The 26,566-nt window shown below is 74.3% G+C and carries 26 protein-coding genes; 18 read left to right on the top strand and 8 right to left on the bottom strand.

The annotated features are described in order from the left end of the window. Window positions 1–107: 107 nt before the first annotated feature. Window positions 108–1,301 carry an RNA polymerase sigma factor gene (locus tag VFG42_RS27100; RefSeq protein WP_324911985.1) on the top strand — a complete coding sequence of 398 codons (1,194 nt, stop codon included), beginning with the start codon at window positions 108–110 and terminating at the stop codon, window positions 1,299–1,301. Window positions 1,302–1,326: 25 nt separating this feature from the next. Here VFG42_RS27100 and VFG42_RS27095 read toward each other — a convergent pair whose 3' ends face one another. Both VFG42_RS27095 and VFG42_RS27090 read right to left on the bottom strand, forming a co-directional pair. Next, the gene (locus VFG42_RS27095; protein WP_324911984.1) at window positions 1,327–1,797 is read right to left on the bottom strand and encodes a SixA phosphatase family protein; all 471 of its coding nucleotides are present in this window, start codon (window positions 1,795–1,797) and stop codon (window positions 1,327–1,329) included. A gap of 62 nt (window positions 1,798–1,859) precedes the next feature. Next, window positions 1,860–3,284, bottom strand: coding sequence for a hypothetical protein (locus tag VFG42_RS27090; RefSeq protein WP_324911983.1), 1,425 nt, complete (start codon window positions 3,282–3,284; stop codon window positions 1,860–1,862). Window positions 3,285–3,377: 93 nt separating this feature from the next. On the opposite strand from VFG42_RS27090, the gene VFG42_RS27085 reads away from it, so the two are divergent. From VFG42_RS27085 to VFG42_RS27065, 5 genes are all read left to right on the top strand, one after another. Then, a complete protein-coding gene (locus tag VFG42_RS27085) occupies window positions 3,378–3,962 on the top strand; it encodes a TetR/AcrR family transcriptional regulator (RefSeq protein ID WP_324911982.1) in 585 nt (194 codons plus the stop codon). Then, a complete protein-coding gene (locus VFG42_RS27080; RefSeq protein WP_324911981.1) occupies window positions 3,959–5,188 on the top strand; it encodes an acyl-CoA dehydrogenase family protein in 1,230 nt (409 codons plus the stop codon). The genes VFG42_RS27085 and VFG42_RS27080 overlap by 4 nt, the downstream gene beginning before the upstream one ends. A 2-nt stretch (window positions 5,189–5,190) precedes the next feature. After that, window positions 5,191–6,270, top strand: coding sequence for a phosphotransferase family protein (locus VFG42_RS27075; RefSeq protein WP_324911980.1), 1,080 nt, complete (start codon window positions 5,191–5,193; stop codon window positions 6,268–6,270). Continuing rightward, window positions 6,260–6,883: an HAD family phosphatase gene (locus VFG42_RS27070; RefSeq protein WP_324911979.1), complete on the top strand. Its 624-nt coding sequence runs from the start codon at window positions 6,260–6,262 to the stop codon at window positions 6,881–6,883. Before VFG42_RS27075 ends, VFG42_RS27070 begins: the two co-directional genes overlap by 11 nt. Window positions 6,884–7,041: 158 nt before the next feature. Further along, the gene (locus tag VFG42_RS27065) at window positions 7,042–8,046 is read left to right on the top strand and encodes a GGDEF domain-containing protein (RefSeq protein WP_324911978.1); all 1,005 of its coding nucleotides are present in this window, start codon (window positions 7,042–7,044) and stop codon (window positions 8,044–8,046) included. A 71-nt stretch (window positions 8,047–8,117) separates the two neighbouring features. Here the strand turns inward: VFG42_RS27065 and VFG42_RS27060 are convergent, their stop codons facing one another. The 3 genes from VFG42_RS27060 to VFG42_RS27050 are packed head-to-tail and all read right to left on the bottom strand — an operon-like array spanning window position 8,118 to window position 10,192. Then, entirely contained in the window at window positions 8,118–9,047 is a 930-nt protein-coding gene (locus VFG42_RS27060; RefSeq protein WP_324911977.1) for a cytochrome c oxidase assembly protein, read from the bottom strand. Further along, window positions 9,044–9,883: an EamA family transporter gene (locus tag VFG42_RS27055; RefSeq protein WP_324911976.1), complete on the bottom strand. Its 840-nt coding sequence runs from the start codon at window positions 9,881–9,883 to the stop codon at window positions 9,044–9,046. Before VFG42_RS27055 ends, VFG42_RS27060 begins: the two co-directional genes overlap by 4 nt. A 27-nt stretch (window positions 9,884–9,910) precedes the next feature. Then, window positions 9,911–10,192, bottom strand: coding sequence for a hypothetical protein (locus VFG42_RS27050; RefSeq protein WP_324911975.1), 282 nt, complete (start codon window positions 10,190–10,192; stop codon window positions 9,911–9,913). Between the two features lie 31 nt (window positions 10,193–10,223). On the opposite strand from VFG42_RS27050, the gene VFG42_RS27045 reads away from it, so the two are divergent. The 5 genes from VFG42_RS27045 (at window position 10,224) to VFG42_RS27025 (ending at window position 15,574) form a co-directional block, all read left to right on the top strand. Further along, window positions 10,224–12,614, top strand: coding sequence for an ATP-binding protein (locus tag VFG42_RS27045; protein WP_324911974.1), 2,391 nt, complete (start codon window positions 10,224–10,226; stop codon window positions 12,612–12,614). Window positions 12,615–12,630: 16 nt separating this feature from the next. Continuing rightward, window positions 12,631–13,374 carry an HD-GYP domain-containing protein gene (locus VFG42_RS27040; RefSeq protein ID WP_324911973.1) on the top strand — a complete coding sequence of 248 codons (744 nt, stop codon included), beginning with the start codon at window positions 12,631–12,633 and terminating at the stop codon, window positions 13,372–13,374. Continuing rightward, entirely contained in the window at window positions 13,374–13,742 is a 369-nt protein-coding gene (locus VFG42_RS27035) for a response regulator (RefSeq protein ID WP_324911972.1), read from the top strand. Before VFG42_RS27040 ends, VFG42_RS27035 begins: the two co-directional genes overlap by 1 nt. A 137-nt stretch (window positions 13,743–13,879) precedes the next feature. Next, entirely contained in the window at window positions 13,880–14,308 is a 429-nt protein-coding gene (locus VFG42_RS27030) for a YciI family protein (protein ID WP_324911971.1), read from the top strand. Between the two features lie 3 nt (window positions 14,309–14,311). Continuing rightward, a complete protein-coding gene (locus VFG42_RS27025) occupies window positions 14,312–15,574 on the top strand; it encodes an RNA polymerase sigma factor (protein WP_324911970.1) in 1,263 nt (420 codons plus the stop codon). Window positions 15,575–15,634: 60 nt separating this feature from the next. On the opposite strand, the gene VFG42_RS27020 is transcribed toward VFG42_RS27025, so the two are convergent. Together VFG42_RS27020 and VFG42_RS27015 are read right to left on the bottom strand one after the other, a co-directional pair. Next, window positions 15,635–16,159, bottom strand: coding sequence for a hypothetical protein (locus tag VFG42_RS27020; protein ID WP_324911969.1), 525 nt, complete (start codon window positions 16,157–16,159; stop codon window positions 15,635–15,637). A 131-nt stretch (window positions 16,160–16,290) separates the two neighbouring features. Then, on the bottom strand, window positions 16,291–17,850 hold the full coding sequence (locus VFG42_RS27015; RefSeq protein WP_324911968.1) for an aldehyde dehydrogenase family protein: 1,560 nt from the start codon (window positions 17,848–17,850) through the stop codon (window positions 16,291–16,293). Window positions 17,851–17,951: 101 nt separating this feature from the next. Between VFG42_RS27015 and VFG42_RS27010 the strand changes: the two genes are divergently transcribed. After that, entirely contained in the window at window positions 17,952–18,500 is a 549-nt protein-coding gene (locus tag VFG42_RS27010; protein ID WP_324911967.1) for a hypothetical protein, read from the top strand. Between the two features lie 161 nt (window positions 18,501–18,661). Here VFG42_RS27010 and VFG42_RS27005 read toward each other — a convergent pair whose 3' ends face one another. After that, window positions 18,662–19,498, bottom strand: a complete 837-nt coding sequence (locus VFG42_RS27005) for a hypothetical protein (RefSeq protein WP_324911966.1) — start codon at window positions 19,496–19,498, stop codon at window positions 18,662–18,664. A 114-nt stretch (window positions 19,499–19,612) separates the two neighbouring features. On the opposite strand from VFG42_RS27005, the gene VFG42_RS27000 reads away from it, so the two are divergent. The 6 genes from VFG42_RS27000 (at window position 19,613) to VFG42_RS26975 (ending at window position 26,521) form a co-directional block, all read left to right on the top strand. Continuing rightward, window positions 19,613–21,034: an RNA polymerase sigma factor gene (locus tag VFG42_RS27000; RefSeq protein WP_324911965.1), complete on the top strand. Its 1,422-nt coding sequence runs from the start codon at window positions 19,613–19,615 to the stop codon at window positions 21,032–21,034. A gap of 27 nt (window positions 21,035–21,061) precedes the next feature. Then, window positions 21,062–21,811 carry an FkbM family methyltransferase gene (locus VFG42_RS26995; RefSeq protein ID WP_324911964.1) on the top strand — a complete coding sequence of 250 codons (750 nt, stop codon included), beginning with the start codon at window positions 21,062–21,064 and terminating at the stop codon, window positions 21,809–21,811. Window positions 21,812–21,896: 85 nt separating this feature from the next. Then, entirely contained in the window at window positions 21,897–23,021 is a 1,125-nt protein-coding gene (locus tag VFG42_RS26990; protein ID WP_324911963.1) for a substrate-binding domain-containing protein, read from the top strand. Then, window positions 23,018–23,761, top strand: a complete 744-nt coding sequence (locus tag VFG42_RS26985) for a GntR family transcriptional regulator (RefSeq protein WP_324911962.1) — start codon at window positions 23,018–23,020, stop codon at window positions 23,759–23,761. Before VFG42_RS26990 ends, VFG42_RS26985 begins: the two co-directional genes overlap by 4 nt. Beyond that, window positions 23,758–24,804, top strand: coding sequence for an SIS domain-containing protein (locus VFG42_RS26980; RefSeq protein WP_324911961.1), 1,047 nt, complete (start codon window positions 23,758–23,760; stop codon window positions 24,802–24,804). Before VFG42_RS26985 ends, VFG42_RS26980 begins: the two co-directional genes overlap by 4 nt. A gap of 25 nt (window positions 24,805–24,829) precedes the next feature. Beyond that, window positions 24,830–26,521 carry a sodium:proton antiporter gene (locus VFG42_RS26975; protein ID WP_324911960.1) on the top strand — a complete coding sequence of 564 codons (1,692 nt, stop codon included), beginning with the start codon at window positions 24,830–24,832 and terminating at the stop codon, window positions 26,519–26,521. Window positions 26,522–26,566 lie beyond the last annotated feature (45 nt).

Below are 26,566 nucleotides of genomic sequence, written 5' to 3'. Positions count from 1 at the left end.
TTGCGGCCTACGTGTCCTCCGAGCCCGGCCCGGGCGGGGAGCCGCTGTACGAGTGGATCGACATCCGGGAGGTCATGTCCGATGCGCCCTCGGGCGACTGACCCGGCGTGACCGGCGAGCCCGTGCGACGGCTGGACGAGGGCGCGCTGCGCGCCCTCGTCCCGCGGGTGCTGGGGGGCCTGGTCCGGCGGGGCGAGGACTTCGACGCCGCCGAGGACGCGCTCCAGGAGGCGCTGCTGGAGGCGCTGCGGGTCTGGCCCGGGCACCCGCCGCGCGACCCGCGCGCATGGCTGACCGCGGTCGCGACGCGGCGGCTCGTCGACGCCCGCCGCAGCGAGGCCGCCCGGCGCCGCCGAGAGGAAACGACGGACCCCGAGTGGCGGCCGGCCGCCACGGAGCAGGGCGACGACACCCTGTTCCTGCTCTTTTGCTGCTGTCACCCCGACCTCGCCCCCACCTCCCAGGTGGCGCTGACCCTGCGCGCCGTCGGCGGCCTGACTACCGGGGAGATCGCCGACGCCTTCTACGTCCCCGCGGCGACGATGGCGCAGCGGATCAGCCGCGCCAAGCGCACCCTGCGCGGGCGCCCGCTGGACCAGCCCGGCGACCTCGCCGTCGTGCTGCGCGTGCTCTACCTCATCTACACCACCGGCCATGCGGGCCGGGTGGACCTGGCCGGCGAGGCGATCCGGCTCGCCCGCCAGCTCACCCTCGCCACCGAAGAGCCCGAGGCGCGCGGGCTGCTCGCGCTGATGCTGCTGAACCACGCCCGGCTCCCGGCGCGACTCGATCCCGAGGGCCGGATCGTCACGCTCGACCGGCAGGACCGCGGCCTGTGGGACACCCGCGAGATCGCCGAGGGCGTGCGCGTGCTCCAGTCCGCGCTCGCGCGCGAGCGCCCCGGCCGGTACCAGATCGAGGCGGCGATCGCGGCCCTGCACGACGACGCGGCGACCGCCGCGGAGACCGACTGGCCGCAGATCCTCGCCTGGTACGACGACCTCGTCGCGCTGACCGCCGAGCCGGTGCGCCAGGACCCCGCCGCCGTGCTCGGACGCTCGGTCGCCGTCGGCCACGTGCTCGGCGCGGCGGCCGGGCTGCGCGAGACCGACCGCCTGCGCGACGTGATCGGCGACCGCCACCGCTGGCACGCGGTCCGCGGCCACCTGCACGAGCTCGACGGCGACCTGGAGGCCGCGGCCCTCGCCTACGCGGAGGCCGCGAGCCGAGCCACGAACGTCGCCGAGCGCGACCACCTGGTCCGCCGGGCCGCGCGGGCCCGCGCCCGGGCGGACGCCTGAACGCCGCCCCGAGGAGCGGGCGATCTCAGCCCGCGATGCGGTCCAGCTCGCGCGGGCGCAGCAGCGCGACGAGCTCGCCGCGCGTCCCCTCCAGGCGCACGCCCGCGACGCCGCCCTTCTTGAAGTCCACGCGCGCGCCGGTGAGGTCGTGGACGACCTGGGCGAAGTCCGGGTTGTGGCCGACGACCAGGATGCGGCCGTCGGGCTCGACGCCCAGCAGCAGGTCGCGGGCGTCGGCGACCGAGAAGTCCTGTGACAGCACCGGCGTGACGATCGGCTCCTCGCCGAGCGCCTCGCAGGCCAGCAGCGCGGTGTCCCGCGCCCGCACGCGCGGGCTCGTGTAGACGGCATGGAACGTCAGCTCCAGCGCCGCCAGCGCCCCGCCGGCCGCGCGCGACTGGTCGCGCCCGCGCTCGGTCAGCTCGCGGTCGAAGTCGGGCTTGGCGTCGTGGGGCTCGGCTTCGCCGTGTCGCAGCAGCCACAACTGGTTCGCCATGCCCGCGGACGTTAACCGGTCCGCGGGTCCGCGGGCCGCTCAGCGTGGGCGCCGCGCGCGCCTCACTTCAGCGAGCGCGTCGGCGGCCCGGTCCAGGTCTTGCCCGACGCGTCGGTCCACCGCACGCGCCACTCGCGCGTGGAGCTGCCGCGCACGGCGGTCGAGGTCCAGTAGCCGAGGGCGTTGGTCGTGACCGTCTTGATCGTCTTGAACGTCCCGCCGTGCGTGTTGCGCTGCTGGACGACGACCTTGGTGACGCCCTTGGCCGGGCGGGCCAGGCCCCACAGCGTGACCTTCGACGCGCCCGAGATCTTGGCGACCAGCGGCAGGCGGAAGCCCTCCAGCGCGGGCTTGGCCTTGCCGGCGGCGGTGCGCAGGCCGGACTCGAAGCCGCCGTAGGAGGTGCCGGGGCCGGCGGCATCCTTCTTGTCGTCGGTCAGCAGGTACTGCGAGAACGCCTTCACGCGCGGGTTGTAATAGGCCAAGCGCTCGGCGTAGGAGCGGTACTCGGCCTGGCGCTGCAGGCTGACGCCGTAGAGCGGGTCCGGCGTGGACTGGATGCCGAACTCGGTGAGGTAGATCGGCAGCGACTTCTTGACGACGCCTGCCTTGGCCGCCTTGTCCAGCGCGGCGACCAGGCGCGACAGCGTCCCGATCATCACGTCGTTGGGCTGCGGGTTCTTGAACTGCGGGCCCTTGCGCGTCGTGTAGGCGTGGTGCGCGTAGCCGTCGACGCGCAGCTTGGCGCAGCCGCCCGACTTCTTGTAGGACGTGCTCAGGCACAGCGCGCCGCGCAGGAACGTCAGCGGCGCGACGTCCTTGCCCGTGCCCGTCGGCGCGGTCTCCCCCATCAGCACCGGCTTGGTGTCGCCCGCGTTGGCCAGGCCGCGCAGGGCGGCAGCGTAGAGGCCGCGGTAGATCTTCGGCGACGCCGGGCGGTGCTGGGAGTCGTACTGCGGCATCAGGAACTTCGGGTGGTTGGGCTCGTTCCAGATCGACCAGCGGCTGACCTCGTCGCCGAAGTGCTCGGACAGCGCCGTCATGAACATGCGGAACTCGTTCGGGCTCGGGCGCGTGACGTTGTCGCGCGCGCCGTTGGTCGCCCAGGTCGGGACCGGGCCGGACGCGGTGACCTGCACGGTCCACCCGCGGGCCTTGGCCTCGTCGAGCACCGGCTGGTACTTGGACCAGTCGTAGACCGACGGGTCGGTCATGTCGAGCTTGGGCTTGATGCGCGAGTCGGCGTCGGGCGCGACGTCCTTCCAGTACAGGACGATCCGCAGCGCGTGGGCGCCGAGCGAGTCGATCTCCTTGAACGCCTCCTCGCGCTTGGCGGCGTCGGAGTCGAACAGGTCGCGCGGCGCCTCGAACGTGACCTCCTCGTTCTTGCTCGCGTGGGCCGCGGGGGCGTGCGCGAAGGCGGCGAAGAGCAGGGCGGCGAGCGCGAGGAGCGCGGCGCTGAAGGGGCGTCGGAGGAGGGAGGTCATCACGTGAAGGGGACACGCTAGCGACGCCCGAAGTTGCGTGAGCGTGTCATGAGGCTTGCGTCGTCCCGGGGTTTCGCATACCTTCGAGTAGGTATGCCGACCCGAGCCGCCGCCGCCGAGGCCACGCGCAGCGCGCTGATCGACGCGGCGATCGAGCGGTTCGCGGCCGACGGGCTGCGCGCGTCGTTCGACGCGGTGGCCGCCGACGTCGGGGTCACCAAGGGCGCGCTGTACCACCACTTCGGCTCCAAGGAGGGCCTCGTCGAGGCCGTCTACAAGGAGGCGATCCGGCGCCACGCCGACCGCGTCATCGCGGCGTCGGCCGACGGCGACGGCCGGACGCGGCTGCTGGCGCTGGTCGACGCGTCCACGCGCCTGTACACGTCGCGCACGCCGTTCTACCGGCTGCTGACGACGCTGCACCTGGCGGCCGCCGGCGAGCGCCCCGCGCTCGCCGACATCGCCCGGCGGAAGCAGCGCACCCAGCGCGACTTCATGATCGACCTCGTGCGCCAGGGTCAGCGCGACGGGTCGATCCGCCCGCGGCTCGACGCCGAGGCGGTCGGGCTGACGGTCAACGTCGCCCTGGAGGGCTTCCTGACCCAGCAGCTCGAGCCGCCGGCGCAGCAGCGCCGGTGGGTCGCCTCGTTCCGTTCCTTCTTGGAGGAGTTGTTGTGATCGACTTCACCGTGCCCGACGAGCTGGCGGAGCTGCTCGACCGGGTCAAGGCCTACATCTCGGAGGAGGTGCTGCCGGCCGAGGCCGAGATCGCCGACCCGCACGACGTGCTCGCGTCGTGGGACGTCGTGCGGCGGCTGCGCGACCGGGCGCGCGAGCGCGGGATCTACACCCCGCACCTGCCCGAGGAGTACGGCGGGCTGGGGATCGGGGTGTTGGGCATGGCCTTGATCTCCCAGGAGCTGGGCACGGCGCCGCTGGGCGCGCTGGGCATGAACTGCATGGCGCCCGACGAGGGCAACATGCACACCTTGCTCATCGCGGGGTCCGAGGAGCAGCAGGAGCGCTGGCTGCGGCCGCTGGCCGAGGGGTCGATCCGGTCGTGCTTCGCGATGACCGAGCCCGACGTGGCGTCGAGCGACCCCACCAACCTGGAGACCACCGCGGTGCTGTCCGACGACGGCGACGCGTGGGTGCTCAACGGGCGCAAGTGGTGCATCACGGGCGCGATCGGCGCGGCGTTCGCGATCGTGGTGGCCAAGACGGGTTCCGACGAGGCCGCCGGCCACCGCAACTACTCGCTGATCCTCGTCCCGACCGACACGCCGGGCTGGGCGGTCGAGCGCGACCCGGAGTGGATGGGCTCGCACTCGCCCGGCGGCCACCCGATCGTCACGCTGACCGACGTGCGCGTCCCGCGCGCGAACCTCCTCGGCGCCCAGGGCGAGGGCTTCGTCATCGCCCAGAAGCGCCTGGCCGGCGGGCGGCTGGCCCACGCGATGCGCTGGATCGGGATGTCGCAGCGCGCGCTGGACCTCGCGACGCAGCGTCTGCTGACGCGTAAGACCTTCGGCAAGGAGCTGGCCCGCCACCAGATGCTCCAGGCGATGATCGCCGACTCCGCGATCGACCTGTACGCCTCGCGGCTGATGGTCCTGCACACCGCGTTCAAGCTGGAGCACGGCCTGCCCCACCGCCAGGAGGTGGCGATGACCAAGACCTTCGTGTCGGAGGCCTTCGGCCGCATCGCCGACCGCGCCGTGCAGATCCACGGCGCCGCGGGCATCGCGCTCGACCTCCCGGTCGGGCGCATCTACCAGGACGCGCGCGCGGCGCGCATCTACGACGGCGCCTCGGAGGTGCACCGCATGACGATCGCGCGCGAGCTGCTGAAGCTGGCGATGAGCGGCGAGTCCACGAAGGCCGCGACCGGAGACCTCGCCTAGCCATGGCCCACGAGATCGCACCCGACGACGTCGTCCGCACGTTCGAGGACGGCGCCGCCAACGACCGCCCGCCGTTGTTGGTGCTCGACCCGTTGTTGTCGTTCCTGGACGAGGCCGGGCTCGGCGACGGCGAGCCGTCGATCGCCGCCATCGGCGACGGCCACTCCAACGCCACGTACCTGTTCGAGCGCGGCGGGGCGCGGTTCGTGCTGCGGCGCCCGCCGCGGCCGCCGATCCCGCCGTCGGCCAACGACATGCTGCGCGAGGCGCGCGTGCTGCGCGGGCTGGAAGGGCGGGCGCGGGTGCCGAAGGTCCTCGCGGCCTGCGACGACGCGTCGGTGATCGGCGCGCCGTTCTACGTGATGGAGCTGGTCGAGGGCGACGTCGTCACGAGCGCGATGCCGCCGGCGCTCGACACGCCGGAGGGCCGGCGCGCCACCGCCTTCGAGCTGATCGACGCGCTCGTGGAGGTGCATGGGGTCGACTGGCGCGCGGCCGGGCTGGAGGGCTTCGGCAAGCCCGACGGCTACCTGGAGCGCCAGCTGCGGCGCTTCCTCGGGCTGTGGGACCACAACAAGACGCGCGAGATCCCGGCGGTCGAGAGCGTCGGCGCGTGGCTGGGCGCCAACCTCCCGGTCTCGCCGCCGGCCACGATCGTGCACGGCGACTACCGCCTCGGCAACGTGCTGCTGGCGCCGGGCGCGCCGGCGCGGATCGCCGCGATCCTCGACTGGGAGATGTCGACGATCGGCGACCCGCTGGCCGACCTGGGGTACTTCTGCACGCTGTACGTCGAGCCGGGCGACCCGCCGGTCGGCAAGTTCGAGCTGTCGAGCGTCACGCGCGCCGAGGGCTGGCCGACGCGCGCCGAGCTGATCGCGCGCTACGAGGAGCGGTCCGGGCGGTCGATGACCGACATCCGCTGGTACCAGACGCTGGCGCTGTGGAAGTCGATCGTGTTCATGGAGGGCAACTACAAGCGCGCGTCGTCGGGCATGAGCGACGACCCGTACCTGAAGGCCTTCGGCGACGGCGTCGTCGAGCTGGCCCAGCGCGCGGAGGGGCTGACCCGTGGCGCGTGAGGCGACCCCGCGTCGCGGGCTGCTCCTCGACTGGGGCGGCGTCATGACCACCAACCTGTTCGCGTCCTTCGGCGCGTTCTGCGCGCGCGAGGGCCTGGCGGCCGACGTGCTCGCCCAGGCGTTCCGGACCGACCGCGGCGCGCGCGACGCGCTGATCGCCTACGAGGAGGGCCGCCTGGAGGACGACGCGTTCGCGCTCGCGCTGGCGGCCGCGCTCGGCCTCCCGCCCGAGCGCGCCGAGGGGCTGATCGACGAGCTGATGTCCGGCGCGACGCTGGAGGGCGACATGGTGGACCTGGTCCGCCGCGCGCGGGCGGCGGGGATCCGGACCGGGATGGTGTCCAACTCCTGGGGCGCGGACCGCTACCCGGCCGACGTCGTCGCCGAGCTGTTCGACGCGACCGTGATCTCCGGCGTCGAGGGCTTCCGCAAGCCCGACCCCAGGATGTACGCGTTGGGGGCCGAGCGGATCGGCGTGCCGGCGCGGGCGTGCGTCTTCGTCGACGACCTGCCGTTCAACCTCGAGCCGGCCGCGGAGCTGGGCATGGCGACGGTCCTGCACGAGGACCCGACGGCGACGATCGAGCGCGTCGCGGTCCTGCTGGGGATCTGAGGGGTCCGGGCGCGCGTCAGGCGCCGGCCCGTGGGACCCCGGGCGAGCACCCCGGCAAACGGTGGGGCTCAAGCGCGGTCGGCAGATGCCGACCACGCGAATGGATGGAGAAGCCAACCGGGTCCTGGCTGTGTCCGACGGAGGCGGACCGCGCGCGCATGCTCGAGGCGGGGTCGCTCGTGCGGCTCACGCGGGTCTGGGTGTCGCTGCTGGTCGCCGTCGCGACGGCCGCGGCCGGGCCGTGGGTCGGCTGGTGGCCGTCGATCTTCGGCGTGCTGGCCGCGCTGCAGGTCGCGACGCTGGACCGGCGCGTCGTCGGCAGCGCCCGCCCCGAGCGCTACGTGGCGGCGTCGTTCCTCTCCACCGCGATCTTCGCGACCGCCGGCGCGGCGAGCTCCGGCGGCCCGCAGTCGCCGATGCTCGTGCTCGTCGCGCTGCCGGCGATCCTGATGGCCAACCGCTTCCGGCGGCCCGTGGTGGTCGCCGGCCTCACCGCGACCCTCGTGATCATGCTGCTGGGCTCGGTGGCCGTCGACCCCGCGTCGTTCGCCGACGACCCGTCGCTCGTGCTGATCTCGTGCGCGCTGGTGATCGGCGTCGTGGTCTTCACGCTCTCGCTGAGCGACACCGAGATGGCGCTGCGCGAGGACGCCCGCGTCGACCACCTGACCGGCCTGAACAACCGCGCCTCGCTGGCCCCGCGCTTCGAGGAGCTGCGCTCCAACGCCCGCGCGACCGGCTGCTCGATCGCGCTGGTCGTCTACGACCTCGACTGCTTCAAGTCGGTCAACGACGACCTCGGCCACGACCGCGGCGACGCGGTCCTGCGCGACACCGCCGGGCTGCTGCGCCGACATCTCCGCGCCGCCGACCTGGTGTACCGCCTCGGCGGCGAGGAGTTCTGCGTGGTCCTCCCGGGCCTCGGCGTGACGCAGGCGGCCGAGATCGCCCAGCGCCAACGGGAGTCGATCGAGGAGGCCCGCCCCGGCGGCGTGGCCATCACGATCTCCGGCGGCGTGGCCGCCGCCACGGGCTGCGAGGTGGAGTGGGACCCGCTGTTCCAGTCCGCGGACGCCGCGCTGCTGTTGGCCAAGCGCGAGGGCCGCAACCGCATCGTCGTCGCGGGCGGCGAGGACGCCTCGGCGCTGGCGGCCGCCGCCTGAGCCGCAACCCCGGGAGCGCCGCAACCCCGGGAGCGCCGCAACCCCGGCGGTGCGGGTCACTCTATGACGAACTATTCGTCATAGACCGACCCGGATGTCCTCGCGCCCGCGGCGCCCGCGGCGCCGGCGCCACCGCCGTCCCGCAGGATCCGCGCCCGCAGCTCCACGCCGCGCCCGGCCTGCACGGCGCGCGTCGCGCGCTCGGTCGTCAGCTCCACGCCTCGCGCGGCCGCCAGGTCGAGCAGCTCCTGGCGCTCGTCGTTCTCCGCCGCCGCGCGCAGGAACAGCCAGCAGAAGAGCCCGATGGTCAGCAGCGACTCCTCGAGCATCATGATCGCGCCGGCCACGACCTGGTCGTCGGCGCCCGAGATCCCGTGCAGCGCCTCGCCCGGCGCGTAGGCGTCGTAGAACGCGCCGCCGCCGAACAGGAACGCGTTGGCCAGCGCGGCCCCGACCAACCGCACCATGATGATGTAGCCGGCCTTCCACCCGGTCCCGAACCACGCGGGCTTGGGCAGCGGGCCGAACAGGCACATCCAGACGTTCGCGCCGAAGAAGATGAAGCACAGGTGCTGGAGCGCGTGGACGCCGTCGTGGCGCAGCGCCGCCTCGTGCAGCGCCGGGACGTGCCACAGCACCAGGTCGGTCGCCCACAGCGGCAGCGCGACCAGCGGATGCGCCAGCACGCGCAGCCGGTCGAAGAGCCCGATGCGCAGGATCGGCGCCAGCAGCGGCCCCGTCAGCCCCACGACGATCAGCAGCGCCCCGAGGTCCGCGATCGTCAGGTGCTCGACCATGTGCGCCCAGAACAGCTCCTCCGACAGGGAGGACAGCGGGGACACGAGCACGGCCACGATCAGCCCGACGCCGCAGTAGAACGCGGCCTGCCGCCAGCCCGGCACCGCCCGCGGCGTCCCGCTCAGCGTCCGCGCCCGGCGCCAGTACAGCGCCGCGGTCACCGCCGCGGGCGCCAACTGCAGCGGCGCGAACGTCAGCGTCATCCCGCCGCCACCGCCCCGACGCCGCCCAGCGCCAACACGATCCCGAGCACCTGCGGCGCGGCCACGCGCTCCTTCAGCACCGCCGCGGCCAGCATCACGGTCATCACGGGGTACATGCCGCCGAGCACGCTGACGACGCTCAGGTCGCCCTTGGTGTTGGCGATCGCGATCAGCGCCGTCGCCAGCAGGTCGACCGTCCCGACCGCCGCGATCCCGAGCCCGAGCTTGCGGGTCGGCAGCCTCGGCCGCCCGCGCGCGATGATCAGCGCCACGAACGGCAGCGCGGCGCTGCGCGCGATCACCAGCGTCCACGGCACCGACGCGTCGCTGGGCGCGTCGGTCAGCGCGAAGAAGCCGCCGAAGCCGATCGCGCTGACCAGCGCCAGCGCGACGGCCCGCCGCGAGGACGCCGCGGCCTCGGAGTCCGCGTGCTCCTCGCGCGACGCCAGCACCACGCCCGCGACGATCGCCGCCAGCCCCAGCGCGGTCACCGCCGACGGCCGGTTGCCGGTCGCGATCCCGACGACCACCGGCAGCCCGACGCCCGCCGAGGAGATCGGCGCCACCACGCTCATCGTCCCGATCGACAGCGCCGCGTAGAAGCAGCCGAGCCCGAGCACGCCCGACAGGCCGCCGCCCAGCGCCGACCAGAAGTCGCTCGCGTCGTCGAAGAACGGCTTCCCGGACACCAGCGTGATCGCCAGGATCACGACCAGCCCGCCGCCCTCGACCAGGAACAGCACCACGGGCACGCTCACGCGCCGGCTGGCGAGGCCGGCGAGGAAGTCCGCGGTCCCCCACGAGACCGCGGCGGCGAGAGCGAGCGCGATGGCCATCGGAGGCGGATCGTGCCACGGGTGCGGCTAACGCCGCGCCGCGCCGCCGCGCGACGGGATCGCGGGCACGACCGGGGTCGCGTCGCGCTCGTCCCGCGTGCGCACGGCCGGCCGCGCCGCGTGCGGCCCGGCGGGCCCGAAGACCAGCTGGCGGAGGTAGTGCGCGCGGCCGACGCCGCCGCCCTCGCCGACCACGGCCACCGCCGTCACCGCCAGCCCGACGAGCGCCAGGGGCAGCGCCCGTCGCAGCACACGCTCCCGCGTGTCCCCGGCGCCCGGTACCGTCACGCGCGTGCGGCGGCTTTCCATCGCGCGCTCGGTCCAACTGGCGCTTCTCGGATTGACGATCGCTCTCACGGCGATCGCGGGTTTCGGCGTGGGCGCGCTGTACTCCTCCCGCCAGCACTACGAGGACCAGCTGGCCGAGGCCTTCGAGGTCAAGGCGGCCGCCGGGAAGCTGCTGGCGGCGTCGGTCGTCGAGGAGGCGACGCTGCGCCTGCCGGCCGACCAGCGCACGCCCGCGGCCGACGCGCGCGCCCGCCGCGCCTACGAGCAGCAGCTGGCCGACACGCGCCGCCGCGCCCAGGGCGATCCCGAGTCCGTGCGCCTCGTCGCCCAGGCCGGCGCCGCCCAGGCGCGGCTGCGCCGCCACGACGCGCCCGCGGGCGCCGCGCTGGCCGCGCGCGCGCCGATCAACGCGCTGTCGCGCCGCCAGGACGCGCGCCTCGACAAGGCCGACGACAGCGCCCGCGACGACTCGCGCCAGGCGCTGGCGGCGATCACCGCCGCGGGCGGCCTCGCGCTGGCGGGCGCGATCGCGCTCGTCGCGCTCCTGCTGGCCGGCGTCCGCCGTCCGCTGGAGGCGCTGGTCGACGCCAGCGCCAAGCTCTCCGAGGGCGACCTCTCCGCCCGCGTGGACGAGAACTCCGGCCCCGACGAGCTGCGCGAGCTGGGCCGCTCGTTCAACGCGATGGCCATCGACCTGGAGGAGGCCAACGAGCGCCTCGACGCGGAGCGCCGCAGGCTGGCGGTGACGGTCCGGTCGCTCGGCGACGGCCTGCTGATCATCGACGACGAGGGCCTCGTCTCCTCGGCCAACCCGCGCGCGCTGCGCCTCGTGCCCGAGATCCGGGTCGGTCACCCGCCCGACGTCGCGGGCCTGGCGCTGCCGTCGGTCGACGAGGCGATCGGCGGCGTCGAGGTCCTGCTGGAGCACGACGGGCGCACGCTGGCGGTCACCGCCGCGCGGCTGGAGGAGCACGCCGACGGCGGCGTCGTCTGGACGCTGCGCGACGCCACCGAGCGCGCGCGCCTGGAGCGCCTCAAGAGCGAGTTCGTCGCGACCGCGTCGCACGAGCTGCGCTCGCCGCTGACCTCGATCAAGGGCTTCGTCGAGCTGCTGCGCGCCGGCGAGGGCCTGGACGACCGCCAGCGCGAGTTCCTGGACATCGTGCTCGTGTCCACCAACCGCCTGGTGGACCTTGTCAACGACCTGCTCGACATCGCGCGCCTGGAGGCCGGGCGCGTCGAGGTCCACCGCCGCCCGGTCGACGTCTCCGAGGTCCTGGAGGACGTCACGACGCTGCTGCGCGGCCGCATCGACGCCAAGCACCAGCACTTGGTCGTCGAGGTCTCCGACGACACGCCGCGCGTGCTGGCCGACGCCACGCGCCTGCGCCAGATGCTCACCAACCTGGTGACCAACGCGCACCTCTACACCGACGAGGGCGGGTCGCTGATCCTGCGCGCCGGACGCCATCCGGCGGGCGTCCGGATCGAGGTCGCCGACACCGGCCGCGGCATGTCGCCCGCCGAGCTGGAGCACGTCTTCGAGCGCTTCTCGCGCGGCCAGGGCTCGACCGGCACGCCGGGCACGGGCCTGGGCCTGTCGATCGTGAAGTCGCTGGTCGACCTGCACGGCGGGACGATCGACGTCTCCTCGACGCCCGGCGAGGGCACGACGTTCGCGGTCACGCTGCCCGCCGCGCCCGGCCCGGGCGTCGTCACGCGGCCGTCCGACGCGCTGCGCGGCCGCCGCGTCCTGGTCCTCGACGACGAGCCCGAGACCGCGCGGCTGATCGCCGAGCGCCTGGAGCCCTTCGGCGTCACCTGCGAGATCGTCCACGACGGCCAGACCGCGCTGGCGCGGCTGCGCGAGGAGCGCTTCGACGCGATGACGCTCGACGTGCTGATGCCGGGCACCAGCGGCTTCGAGGTCCTGCGCGAGCTGCGCGCCGACGAGCGGCTGACCGACCTGCCGGTCGTCGTCGTGTCGGTGTTCTCCGGGCGCGAGGCGCTGAGCGGCGAGTGGGTCGTCTCCAAGCCGATCGACGCCGAGGAGCTGGCCGACGCGCTGGGCAGCGCGGTCCTCGCCGGCCGCGTCCGCGTGCTGGCCGTCGGCCGCTCGGACGTGCGCACGAACCTCCGCGCGGTCCTCGACGACCTGGCCATCGAGCACGAGTGGGCGTCGACGCCGCTGGAGGCCGCGCGCCTGTGCGCGATGCGCCGCTTCGAGGTCGCGCTGGTCGACGCCGGCCTGCCGGACGCCGAGGCCGCGATCGCCGGGCTGGACCTGCGCGGGCGCCGTCTGCGGCGCTCGGTCGTGGTCGTCAGCGCCGACGAGCACGGCGTCCCGGGGCTGGCGCGCCTGGACGCCGAGCCGATCCCGATCGCTGAGGCCGGGACCGCGGTGCTCGCGCTCTTGGAGCCGACGGCGGCGGCGGACTTGTAGGCTCGCGGTGGAGGACATGCCTGGCAAGGGGACGATCACCGACGTCGCGGTGCTGCAGGAGCGGCTGGCCACCGTCGAGCGCTCGGCCGCCGACAAGGAGCAGCAGCTCGAGCGCTATGCCGCCGACCTGCGCGAGACGTTCAAGCGCGAGCGCGAGCGACGCCACGAGCTGCGCCGGTCCTACATGGCCACGGTGCGGGCGCTGTGCAACGCCGTCGAGGCCCGCGACGCCTACACCGGCAAGCACGCCGAGCGCGTCGCCGCCTACGGCATGGAGATCGCCAAGGAGCTCGGCGCCGAGTTCGCCGAGGACCCCGAGGTCGAGTTCGGCTTCCTGCTGCACGACGTCGGCAAGGTCGCGGTGCCGGACTCGATCCTCTGGAAGCCCGAGCCGCTGACGACCGAGGAGCGCGCGCTGATGGAGCGCCACCCGATCGTCGGCTGGGAGATCCTCAGCGAGATCGACTTCCTCGGCGAGGCCAAGCTCGTCGTGCGCCACCACCACGAGCGCTGGGACGGCGCCGGCTACCCGGACGGGCTGGCCGGCGAGGCGATCCCGCTGGCCGCGCGCGTGTTCGCGGTCGCCGACGTGCTCGACGCGCTGACGACCGTGCGGCCCTACCGCCAGCCGTCGTCGCTGGACGCGGCGCGCGGCATGATCGCGGAGTCGTCGGGCACGCAGTTCGACCCCGAGGTGGTCGACGCGTTCATGGAGATCGCGCCGGCGCGGCTGGACGCCATCCGGCTCGAGGTCGGTTGATGCGGTCGGTCCTGATCGTCGACGACGACCCGTTCATCCGCAAGCTGGTCTCGACCACGCTGGAGGACGTCTCGGAGTTCCGGCTGCACGAGGCGGCCAACGGCCTCGAGGCGGTCGAGCTGGCCGGCGAGGTCCATCCCGAGGTCGTGTTCCTCGACATCGACATGCCGCGCATGGACGGGATCGAGGCCTGCCGGCGCATCCGCGCGCTGGACGACGGCACCGCGTCGAAGGCGACGATCGTGATGCTGACGGCCGCGGGGGCGCAGGAGAACGAGACGCGGGCGCGGTCGGCGGGCGCGGACCTGTTCCTGACGAAGCCGTTCTCGCCGCTCGACCTGCTGCGGCTGGTCGACGAGCTGTCGTAGCCGCGCCGCGCCGCGGCGCGGGAGCGCCGCGCGAGCGCCGACGCGCCAACTCCGCGGGGCGTGTCGAGATCGCCTCGACGCCGTTCGTCGCCCTGGGTGAGAGTGTTCATCGAGCCCCTTCCCAGGAGGACCCCACCATGCGCTACATGATGTTCATGAAGGTCGACGAGGCCGTCTACGAGCGGGACCCGGCCGGCGAGACCGAGGCCTACGCCGCGATGGGCCGCTACAACGAGGAGCTGACCAAGGCCGGGGTGCTGCTCGCGCTCGACGGCCTGCAGCCGCCCAGCGCGGGCGCGCGGATCGAGTTCGGCGAGGGCGGCGCGACGGTCGTCGACGGGCCGTTCGCCGAGGCCAAGGAGGTCGTCGGCGGCTACTGGATCATCGACGTCAGGTCGCACGACGAGGCCGTCGAGTGGGCGCGGCGCGTGCCGGCGCGCAAGGGCGAGGCGATCGAGCTGCGCCCGATCTTCGAGGCCGGCGACTACGACCCGGCGGCGCTGGAGGCCCACGGCGAGCTGTCCAGCGCGCCGCCGCGGCAGACGACGTCCGCGTCCGAGGCATAGGCCTTGGCCGCGCCGGCCCGCGATCCCCGCGCGACGATCGACGCCGTCTGGCGGATCGAGTCACCGCGGTTGATCGCGGGCCTGGCGCGCATGGTGCGAGATGTCGGCGTCGCCGAGGACCTCGCGCAGGACGCGCTGGTCCGCGCGCTGGAGACGTGGGGGCGCGACGGCGTCCCGGACAACCCGGGCGCGTGGCTGATGGCCACCGGCCGGCGCCTGGCGATCGACCGCCTGCGCCGCGCGGACCGGCTGGCGCGCAAGCGCGACGAGCTGGAGTGGCTGGCGTCCTCGCGGGCCGCCACGCACGACGACGCCGCCACCGGGGTCGACGACGACCTCTTGTCGTTGATGTTCACCTGCTGCCACCCGGTCCTCTCGCCGCGGGCCCAGACGACGCTGACGCTGCGGCTGCTCGGCGGCCTGAGCACCGCGGAGATCGCCCGCGCCCACCTGACGAGCGAGGCGACGATCGCCCAGCGCGTGTCGCGCGCCAAGCGCACGCTGGCGGAGGCGGACGTCGGCTTCGCGCCGCCGGCGCCCGAGGACGTCCCGGCCCGCCTGGCCGCCGTCCAGCAAGTCATGTACCTCATCTTCAACGAGGGCTACACGGCGACCGCGGGAGACGACTGGCTGCGCCCCGACCTCTGCTTCGACGCCCTGCGCCTGGCCCGCACGCTCGCCGCGCTCACGCCGCACGAGCCCGAGTCCCACGGCCTGGTCGCGTTGTTGTCGTTGCAGGCCTCGCGCCTGCGGGCGCGCACCGCGCCCGACGGCACGCCGATCCTCCTGCTCGACCAGGACCGCACCCGCTGGGACCGCACGCTGATCACCAGCGGCCTTCAGGCCCTGCGCCGCGCCGAGCGCTGCGACGCGCCCGGCGGCCCCTACGTCGCCCAGGCCGCGATCGCGGCCTGCCACGCCCGCGCACCGACCGCCGAGGCCACCGACTGGGTGAGGATCGCCGCGCTGTACGAGGCGCTCGCCCACCTGACGCCCTCCCCCGTCGTCGAGATCAACCGCGCCGTCGCGGTCTCCTACGCCTTCGGGCCCGAGCCCGCGCTGGCGATCGCCGACGCCCTCCTGGCCACCGAGCTCCTCGCCACCTCCCACCTCCTCCCCGCCGTCCGCGGCGACCTCCTGGCCCGCGTCGACCGCCCCGCCGAAGCCGCCGCCGAGCTGCGCCGCGCCGCCTCCCTCACGCGCAACGCGCGCGAGCGCGACCTCCTGCTCGCCCGCGCCGCGGCGCTCGCGACCCAGGACGACTAGCGCCTTATATCCGTTTATAGCTGATGTGGCTATAAACGGATATAAGGCGCTAGAGCCCGGTCAGACGTACGGGTAGTTGCGGCGGACGAAGTCCGCGCAGTGCGGGACGGTGAAGTCCACGACGCCACGCCTGGGCGCGTAGATCACCGCCGCGCGCATCAGCTCGTGGCGCACCGGCGAGAGCGCCGTCGTCGTGCGACCGAGCAGGTCCGCGACCTCGCTCACCGGCTGTGGACCGTCTCCCAGGTGCGCGATCGCGGAGACGTAGGTCCGCTCGCCGTCGGTGAGCTTCCCGATGCGGTTCTCATAGAACTCCTCGTCGAGCTGCGCCTCGACCACCGGCTGGACGGCGTCCACGTCCGCGCGCGCGATGCGCGGCGCGCCGTCGAACGCCCAGACACGTCGCCCGTACTCCTGCAAGAAGAACGGATAGCCCTCGGTCAGCTCGAGCACGCGGGCGACCGCGTCATCGTCCCACCGGACGCGTTGGCGCTCAGCCGGGAGGACGAGCGCGGCACGCGCCGCCGCGACGAGCGCGAACCCCACGCCGCTCTCCTCCGCCGCCTGCCCCACCGCGACGAGCATTCGGGGCGACGACAGAGCGTTCTGGGCATCGATCGGCGATCTACCGATAAACCCCTATAGAAGCCGACAGAACGCACGCGCGCCCGCCGGAAGGGCGGGCGCGCGGGTGAAGCGGACGGTGAGGTGGCGGGCTAGTCCCGCTTGCCCCGCCCGTAGAGGAACTTGAAGAACTTGCTCAGCCGCGTCGTCATCTTCGCGGAGTAGGGGTACATGTGCGGGTCCTTCTTGGTGGCGAAGCGGGTCACCAGGATGGCCTGCTGCTGGCAGTACTTGCGGATGCCGCCGGCGCCGTGGCGGGAGCCGAGGCCGGAGGCCTTGGCGCCGCCCATGGGCAGCTCGAGCGCGCTGTAGTTGATCAGCGCGTCGTTGACGCAGACCGCGCCGGCCTCGACGCGGCGGGCGACCGCCTCGGCGTGGCCGGTGTCCTTGCCGAAGACGCTGGCGCCGAGGCCGTAGGGCGAGTCGTTGGCCATCTCGATGGCCTCCTCCTCGTCGCGGACCTTCATGATCGGCAGCGTCGGGCCGAAGGTCTCCTCGGTCATCGCCAACATGGTGTGGTCGACGTCCACGAGGACCGTCGGCTCGTACCAGTACCCGCCGCCGTGCTCGCCGCGCTCGCCGCCGACGAGCACCTTGGCGCCCTTGGCCTTGGCGTCCTCGACGTGCCGCTCGACGATCTCGACCTGCGGCGGGAACGTCATCGACCCGACGTCGGCGCTGCCCGACGGGCCGGCGCCCTGGCGCAGCGCGCGCGCCTTCTCGGTGACCTTGGCGACGAACTGGTCGTAGACCGGCTCCTCGACGTACACGCGCTCGACGCTGATGCACGTCTGGCCGCCGTTGAACATGCCGTAGTACAGCGCGGTGTTGGCGGCGCGCTCGACGTCGGCGTCCTTGAGCACGATCATCGGGTCCTTGCCGCCCAGCTCCAGCGAGACCGGCGTGAGCGTCTCGGCCGCCTTGGCCATGACCTTCTTGCCCGTCGCGGTGGACCCGGTGAACATGATCATGTCGACCTGGTCGACCAGCGCGGCGCCCGTCGCGCCCAGGCCGGTCGCGACCTGGAAGACGCCCTCCGGGATACCGCACTCGCGCAGGCCCTCGGCGAGCTTGAGCGACGTCAGCGGCGTGATCTCCGACGGCTTGAGGATCACGCTGTTGCCCGCGGCCAGCGCCGGGATGCAGTCGCCGAAGGAGTTCGTCAGCGGGTAGTTCCACGGGCCGATGACGCCGACCAGGCCCAGCGGCCGGTAGCGCAGCAGCAGCTTCTTGCCCTTGACGAGGACCGCCGACGACTTGACCTTCTCGTCGCCCAGGTACTTCTCCGCGTTGGTCGCCCAGAACCCGAACGCGGCGGCGCCGTAGGAGATCTCCGCGATCAGCGCGTCCTCATAGGTCTTGCCGGTCTCCGACCGGATGACGGCGATGATCTCCTCCTGGTGATCCATCACCCACTTCTGCATCCGCTTGAGGATGCGCGCGCGGCCCTCGAAGCCGAGCGCCTCCCACGCGGGCTGGACCTCGCGCCCGCGCGCGGCCATCCGCTTGATGTCCTCGGGCCCCAGGTTGGGGCAGTGGGCGATGACCTCGCCGGTGGCCGGGTTCTCGACCGCGAAATCGCTCGGGGTGCTCGTCGTCGCCGTGTCGGGGACGGCGACGTCCGGCTTGACCTGCTCCTCGGTGCCTGCCATGGGGTGCCTCTCGGTCGGGAGTTGGCTGACGGTGTGTCAAGCGTACCGGTCCGAGGCGTCCGTGACGACCGCGTCACCTTTCCACTGGCAGACTCGTTGCGATGCCCGTGACCGTCCGTCGCAACCTGCTCTGCTTCGCCACCGGCGCGCTCGTCGCGCTGGCGGTCGTGCTGCTCGTGCGCGGTGGCCGCGACGGCACGCCGGACAGCGCCCGCGCGGTGACCACGACGCCGGCCGCGACGACGACGACCACCGCCGCGGCCGCGCCGTCGGTCCGGCTGAACCGCCGCCACGACGTGCGCCGCCGGCGCCACGCGACCGGCGCGACGTCCGGCGCGGCCACGAGCCCCACCTCCCGGGCCTCCGCGCCGCCCACCGCCGGCGTCGCGCGCGGCGCCTCGCCCGCGGCGGGCGCCCAGCGCCGGACCGCCCCGACGTCGACGACCCCGGCCGACGCCGGCTCGCCGCCGGCCGTCCCGGGCACCGACGGCAGCGGGGACGCCGGCGGCGGTCAGAGCACGACGCCGGCGCCCACGGACGGCACCGCGAACGCCGGCGCCGGCGACCAGACGACGACGGACGCGGCGGGCGGGACCGGTGTCACCATCCCGAACCCCGCCACGCCCGACGCCTCGGTCGGCGGCGGCTAGTGTCGTGATTCAGTAATTCGCTGGCCGCCTCCGGGCGCTCGCCGCCGCCATGCGCCCGCCGCTGATCCTCAACGACCCAAAGGGTCGCCTGCGGTCATCGACGACCGCCTGACGGGGCCGAGCATCCCGGAATGCTGCGACCGAATGAATGAATCACGACACTAGTCGTTGAGGTAGCCGCTGCCGCTCCCGGTGCCCGTCCCGGAACCGGAACCGGAGTTGGACGACGACGACGTGCCGCCACGACCGCCGCGGCCGCCCGGGCAGTCGCCGCGCGGGCCGTCGTCACCGGTGGAGGCGTCGACGTCGTCGCCCGAGGAGGACGACGCGATCCCGACCAGCGCCTCGATCGCCGTCCGCGTGGCGGTGACCTGCGTCTGCGCGGCGGTCAGCGCGCTCTTGGCGGCGTCGGTCAGCGTGTCGTCCGACAGCGCGTCGGCGAGGTCCGACAGCTCGTCGGCCACGTCCTCGGACGCCGAGTCCAGCGCGTCGGCGTACTCGGCCTCCCGGTCGGCCGCGAGGCCGCCGATCGCGGCGACCAGCGCGTCGCGGCCGTCGTCGGCGGCCTTCAGCGTCGTCGCGAGGTCGTCGACGACCGTGCCGTCCTGGCCGTCGAAGAGGTCGGCGGCACCCGCGGCGACGCGGTGCTCGGCGCGCAGCACGACGTCGGCCGACGCCGGGCCGTAGGCGTCGCCGGCCTGGACGTGCTTGGTCGCGGTCTTCAGCGCCGAGGCGAGGTTCGTGCGCGCGGCCTTCAGCGCCGCGGACGCCTTGGTCGCGTCGCCGTCGTCGACGGCGTCGGAAGCCCGCGCGATCGCCTTGACCGCGCGGGTCGCCCGATCGGTCACGCGCGACGGCGCCTTGGTGACGTGCCGGGTGTCGGCGCGGCGGCCGCCGCCGTGGGCCGAGGCCGACGCGGGGAGCGCGGCGAGCGCGGCGACCGCCGCGAGCGCGGCCAGGCCGCGGGCGGCGGGGAGCTTCGGTGTCGTGATGGACATGGACCGACGACGCGGCGCGCGCGACGCCGTTAGGTCCCTGGACGGCGTTGGACACCGGTCGGCAACAGGACTCTCAGGGTCCTCTCACCGAGCGCTGCGAGCGTGCCCGCACCCATGACCCCCTCGCTGCTCCGGATCGTCGGCGACGAGCGCCTCGCGCGCATGGTCACGTCCGGGAACGACGGCGCGTTCGCCGCGCTCTACGACCGCTACCACGACGTGCTCGTCCGGTACTGCCGCTCGCTGGTGCGCGACGACCAGGACGCGCTCGACGCGTTCCAGTCGACCATGTTGAACGCCTTGCGCGCGTTGCGCGAGGACCGCCGCCGGGCGCCCGTGCGGCCGTGGCTGTTCCGGATCGCGCACAACGAGTCCATCAGCACGCTGCGCCGCCGCCCGGCGGCCGAGCCGCTGGAGGACCATCACGTCGCCTCGGTCGACGTCCACCGCACGGCCGAGGACCGCGAGACGCTCGCCGGATTGTTGGAGGACTTGGGCTCGCTGACCGAGCACCAGCGGGGCGCGCTGCTGTTGCGGGAGTTGGGCGGGCTGGCCTACGAGGACGTCGCGCTGGCGTTGGAGACGACGCCGCTGGCCGCGCGCCAGGCGGTCTTCGCGGCGCGCGCGTCGCTGCACGACCAGCGCGAGGGCCGCGAGCTGCCGTGCGCGATGGTGCAGCGGCGCCTGTCGGACGCCGACCGCCGCGCGGCGCGCACCCGCGCGGTCCGGGCGCACCTGCGCCGCTGCGACGACTGCCGCGGCTTCGCCGACTCGATCGGCCGGCGCCGGCGCGCGGCGCTGCTCCTGCCGATCCCGCCCGCGTTCGCGTCCAGCGGGCTGCTGGCCTCGATCCTCGACGCGGGCGGCGGCGCCGGGACCGTCGGCGGCGGCGCGGTCGCGACCGGGCTGGTCGCCAAGGCCGCGGTGGCGCTGTCGGCCGCGGTCGTGGCGACCGGCGCGACGGAGGCGCCGCGGCGGACGACCGCCGGGGGCGGGAGCGGCGGCGACGGGGCCGCGCGGACGACCGCGGCGACGGCGGAGGCCCACGCGCCCGCCGCGCGCACGGCGACCGCCACCACGGCGTCCACGGCGCCGCTCCAGCTCGCGAGCGCCGCCGCGCCCGCGACCAAGGCCACCACCACCACTGCCCACTCGGCACCACGGCAGGACCACACCACCACGCCCGGGCCGTCGTTCGCGGTCACGACCGGCGCGCCCGTCCGCCTCGCGGCCCGGAGCGACGGCGGTCGCGGCGACGGCCCGCCCGCCTGGGGCGACCGCCACCGCGACCGTGACCGGTTCGCCGACCCCGCGCGCTCCGGCCCGATCGCGGCGCGCCCGCGGCGGCCGGACGCCCCGGAGGCGCTGGCGACGGAGGCGCCGGCGACGACGGAGGCCGCGCCGAGCGCGCCGCGCCCGGCCGAGTCGGCGCCCGAGCCCGAGCCGGCCGCACCGCCGACGGCGACCACCACCGCCGATCCCGTCCCCGCGCCGAGCGACGCCGAGACCGCCACCGAGCCCCCGCCGAGCGGCTGACGCGCCGCGCGGGCTACCGTTCGCCGCGTGCCCGCCAAGCAGCAGCTGCGCCGCGCGCTCGCGTCCGTCGGCCTCGAGGACCGCGCGGTCGCCGTCCGGCGCGCCTTCGAGCCCGCGTCCCGGACGCAGGACCGCCGCGACCACGAGTCGCTGGCGACGATCTTCGCCGCCGCGCTCGCGCCGGACAGCAACTGCGTCGACGTCGGCGCCCACGGCGGCGACGTCCTCGACGACCTCCTGCGGATCGCGCCCCACGGCCGTCACCTCGCGTTCGAGCCGCTGCCCGACCTCGCCGCCGCGCTCCAGCGGCGGCTGCCGAGCGTCGACGTCCGCGCCGTCGCGCTGTCCGACACCACCGGCACCGCCACGTTCGCCCACGTCCTGGACCGCCCCGGCTGGTCGGGGCTCAAGGCGCGCCCCACGCCCGACGGCGCCGCCGCCCGCGTCGCCACGATCAGCGTCCCGACACAGCGCCTCGACGACGCGCTGCCGCCCGGCTACGTGCCGCGGCTCGTCAAGGTCGACGTCGAGGGCGCCGAGCTGCAGGTGCTGCGGGGCGCGCGCGAGACGCTCGCCGCCCATCGCCCGATCGTGGTGTTCGAGCACGGCCTCGGCTCGGCCGACCACTACGGCACGCGCCCCGAGGACGTCCACGACCTCCTCGGCGCCCTGGGCTACCGGATCCTCGGCCTCCAGGGCCAGGGGCCGTTCGACCGCCAGGCCTTCGCGACCGCCTTCCACACCGCGGCCCTCGTGAACTTCCTCGCCACCCCGTGAAGTGGTGTAGTCCACTTCGGCTTGCTGGTCTATACCACTAGTGGTAGCGTCCGCCGCGCACGAACCACCGAGGAGGAGGAATCGCATGTTCCCCAAGCTGCACCCGCGTCTCACCGCGGGCGTCCTGCTGGCGACGTCGCTCGCCGCGCTGGCCGCCGGATGCGGCTCGAACGACGACAAGGGCTCGTCGTCGACCGGCGCGTCGTCGTCGGGCAAGGGCGCGAAGATCGCCCTGCTGCTGCCCGAGAACAAGACGGCGCGCTACGAGAACCAGGACAAGCCGTTCTTCGAGGCCAAGGTCAAGGAGCTGTGCCCGGGCTGCCAGGTCATCTACTCCAACGCCACGCAGGACGCCGCCAAGCAGCAGCAGCAGGCCGAGGCCGCGCTGACGCAGGGCGCCAAGGTCCTCGTCCTCGACGCGGTCGACGTCGCGTCGGCGGGCGCGATCGTCACCCGGGCCAAGCAGCAGCACGTGCCGGTCCTGAGCTACGGTCGTCTGGTCGCCAACGCCCCGCTGGACTACTACGTGTCGATCGACCCCTACAAGGTGGGCCAGCAGCAGGCCCAGGAGCAGTTGAAGGCCCTCCAGGCCGCGGGCAAGTCCAACCCGCGCATCATCATGATCAACGGCTCCCCCACCGACTCCAACTCCGCCCCCTACAAGAAGGGCGCCGAGTCGGTGTACAAGGAGGGCGGCGCGACGATCGTCAAGTCCTATGACACGCCCGACTGGTCGCCCGACAAGGCCCAGCAGGAGATGGAGCAGGCGATCACGTCGGTCGGCAAGGGCAAGTTCGACGCGGTCTACGTCGCCAACGACGGCATGGCCGGCGGCGCGATCGCCGCGATGAAGTCCGCGGGCCTCAAGCCCGGCCAGTTCTTCGTGACGGGCCAGGACGCCGAGGTCACGGGCGTCCAGCGCATCCTCGCCGGCGAGCAGCTGGAGACCGTCTACCAGCCGCTGAAGATCATCGCGAGCAAGTCCGCGGAGATCGCCGTGCCGCTGGCGCAGGGCAAGCCGGTCCCGTCGGGCATCGCGCCCGACAAGACCGACAACGGCGCCGGCCAGGTCCCGTCGGTGCTCGTCCCGACGTTGTCGGTGGACAAGTCCAACGTCAACGACACGGTCGTCAAGGACGGGTTCTTGAAGTCCTCGGACATCTGCACCAAGAGCTACCGGTCGGCCTGCCAGGAGGCCGGCATCCAGTGAGCCCCCGCGCGGAGCTGCCCCGCAAGCTGTCTCGGCGGAGCCCCAAGGGCGAGCAGCTCCGCGCGATCCTGGAGGACCTGATCGACGCGCTCGCGCCCGGCGATCCCCTCCCCTCCGAGCGCGAGCTGGCCGAGCGCTACGACGTCGCGCGGATGACCGTGCGCGCCGAGATCACGGCGCTCGCCGCGGAGGGCCGGGTGCAGCGCGTCCAGGGCCGCGGCACGTTCGTGGCCGAGGCGCGCGTCGCCCAGGCGGCGGCGCTGTCCTCGTTCACGGAGGACATGCGGGCGCGCGGCCTCAAGCCGGGCTCCGAGGTCCTCGGGCAGGGCGTCGTGCCGGCGGACGACCTCGTCGCCCGCCGGCTCGGCCTCGATCCCGGCACCGACGTCGTGCGCGTGCGCCGCGTGCGCACCGCCGACGGCGAGCCGATGGCCCTGGAGGAGGCGTTCCTGCCCGCCGACCGCTTCGGCGCGCTGGCCGCCGCCGACCTGCGCGGCGCCTCGTTGTTCACCGTCTTGGAGGAGCGCTTCGACGCGCGCTTCCCGGTCGCCGACCAGCAGGTCGTCGCGGTCGAGATCGTCGGCGAGGACGCCAACCTGCTGCGCGTCGCCCCGGGGCGCGCCGGCCTGAAGTTCCACACCATCTTGCTCGACGAGGACGAGCGCCCGCTGGCCTACGCGTGGTCGCTGTTCCGCGGCGACCGCTACGAGATCCGCCTGCGCCAGGAGCGCCGCCCGTGAGCGCGCCGGGACAGCTGATGGCCGCCGAGATGGCCGAGCAGCCGCGGGTCCTCGCGGAGCTGGCGGCGCGCCGCGCCGCGCTGGGCGCCGAGGTCCGCGCCGCGCTGGGCGCCGCCGCGCCGGTCGGCATCGTGCTCGTCGCGCGCGGCTCGTCCGACAACGCCGCGGTCTTCGGCCGCTACGTCCTGGAGCTGGCGACGCGCCGCCCGGTCGCGCTGGCCGCGCCGTCGCTGGTCACGCGCTACGGCGTGCGGGACCGGCTCGACGGCTGGCTGGCCGTCGGCGTCTCGCAGTCGGGCAAGACGCCCGAGATCGTCACCGTGCTGGAGCGCTACGGCGCGGCGGGCGCGACGACCGTCGCGATCACCAACGACCGCGACAGCCCGCTGGCCGGCGCGGCGAGCGCGACGATCGACACCGCCGCGGGCGCCGAGCGCGCGGTCCCGGCGACCAAGACCGTGACGTCGCAGTTCGCGGCCTTCGCGGTGCTGGCCGAGGCGCTCGCGCCGGACGCCTCCGCGCTGCCGTGGGACGACGCCGCGTGGGCGGCGCTGCCCGACGCGGTCGGCGGGCTGCTGGCCGACGACGGGCCCGCGAAGCGCGCCGCCGCCGCGATCGGCCCGGAGACGACCGGCCTGGTCGCGATCGCGCGCGGCCTGCTGCTCGGCGCCGCGCTGGAGTCCGCGCTGAAGGTCAAGGAGACGACGGGCATCCTGGCCGAGGGCGCGTCGGCCGCCGACTTCCTCCACGGCCCGATCGCGGTCGTCAACCGCGCGCTGCCGGTGCTGACGCTGTCGGCCGGCGGCCCGGCGGCCGCCGACGTCGCGGAGTTCGCCGACGCCGCCCGCGCCCGCGGCGGCCGCGTCCTGGCGATCGGCGCCGATCCCGGCGCCGACCTGCCGATCCCCGCCGCGCTGGGCGACGGCCTCTCGTCGATCACCGCGATCGTCCGCGCCCAGCAGCTGGCCCGCGCCGTGTCGCTGCAGCGCGGCATCGACCCGGACACGCCGTTCGGGCTGTCGAAGGTCACCGCGACGCGCTGAGCGCTCCGGGTAGGTTCCGTAGGCCGTGAGCGGCCTTCAGCTCCTCCTGGTCATCGTCGGCGCGATCGCGGTCACCGCGTACGCGCAGCGCCGGGCCGCGCAGCCGGCGCTGGTGATCACGCTCGTCGGCCTGGCCGCGTCGTTCATCCCGGGCATCCCGCGGTTGGAGCTCGACACGGACATCGTCCTCGGCGTCGTCCTGCCGCCGCTGCTGTACTCGACGGCGCTGAGCTTCAGCGTCGTCGCGTTCCTGCGCAAGCTCGGCCCGATCCTGCTGCTCGGCGTCGGGCTGGTGATCGCGACGACGTTCGCGGTCGGCGCGGTCGGCGCGTGGGTCCTGCCGGGGCTGACCGGCGGCGCGGCGATCGTGCTCGGCGCGGTGGTGGCGCCGCCGGACGCGGTCAGCGCGGTGGCGATCGGCCGCGAGCTGGGGCTGCGGCGGCGCGTGCTGTCGGTGTTGACCGGCGAGTCGCTGGTCAACGACGCGGCGGCGCTGACGCTCTTCAGCGTGGCGGTCGCGTCGGTGACCGGGTCGCACACGTTCGTCGACAACCCGTTCCTGCTGTTCCTGTACTCGTCGGTCGTGGGCGTGGTGTCCGGGCTGGCGATCGGGATCGTCGCGCTGAGCATCCGGCGCGTGCTGAACGACGCGGGCCTGGAGACCGTGCTGGGCCTGGTGATCCCGTTCGCGGCCTACATGTTGGCCGAGGAGCTGGAGGCCTCCGGCGTCCTGGCGGTGGTGACCGCGGGCTTCCTGGTCGGCCAGCTGTCGGTGCGCTTCGGATACGAGACCCGGCTGCAGGAGCGCCAGGTGTGGGGCGCGGTCGACGTGTTGTTGGAGACCTTCGTCTTCGCCTACATGGGGTTGCAGCTGCGGTTCGTGATCGAGGACCTGCAGCACGCCCACGAGTCGGTGCCGCAGGTCTTCGGCGCCGGGCTGTTGGTGTTGTTGGCGGTGATCGTGATCCGGCCGGTCTGGATCCTGCTCACGCTCGGCGCCGGGCTGGTCGTCGAGGACCGGCCGGACGACCCGGCGGTCGTCCGCGCCCAGCGGCGCCTGCGCGAGGCCAACGCGCGGGCGATCGCGCGCGGCCGACGGACGCGGCCCGAGAGCTCGATCGAGCCGCTGACGCTGCGCGAGGCCGTCGTCGTGTCGTGGACCGGGATGCGCGGCGTCGTGACCCTCGCGGCCGCGGCGGGCATCCCCCTGACGCTGCAGAGCGGCGCGCCGTTCCCGGGCCGCGCGGAGATCCAGGCGATCGCGTTCCTCGTCGCGGTCGGGACGCTGCTGTTGCAGGGCGCGACGCTGCCGTGGCTGATCCGGCGCCTGGGCGTGCAGGACCCGCTGGAGGAGGAGAAGGCGCGCGAGCAGCGGCGCGCGGCCGAGCGGATCGCCCACCACGCGGCCGACGAGGTCTACCGGGAGTTCGTGGCCTCGCCGCCGGAGGGGATCGACCCGAAGTTCGTGGAGGCCACGGCGCAGCGCCTGCAGCGGACGCGTCAGGCGAGCGTCGACGAGGCGGCCGATGCCCCGACGCGGGGCGCGGCCGGACGCGCGATCGCCACGCTGACCCGCCGGGTGACCGCGGCGCAGCGCGCCGCGCTGGTGGAGGCGATGCGTCGCGGCGAGGTCGACGACGAGGCCGTGCGCGACCTGCTGGAGACCGTGGACCTGCAGGAGGCGGCGATCGCGTCGCGGGTCCGCGCGCGGCTGTAGATGCGGTGGGTGGCGCGCGGGGGCCGCCGATCGAGGATCCGGGTC

The organism is Baekduia sp., from assembly GCF_035685985.1.
Classification (GTDB): domain Bacteria; phylum Actinomycetota; class Thermoleophilia; order Solirubrobacterales; family Solirubrobacteraceae; genus Baekduia.
The sequence above is the reverse complement of the archived record's forward strand: the minus strand, read 5'-3'. Positions and strand labels throughout refer to the sequence as shown.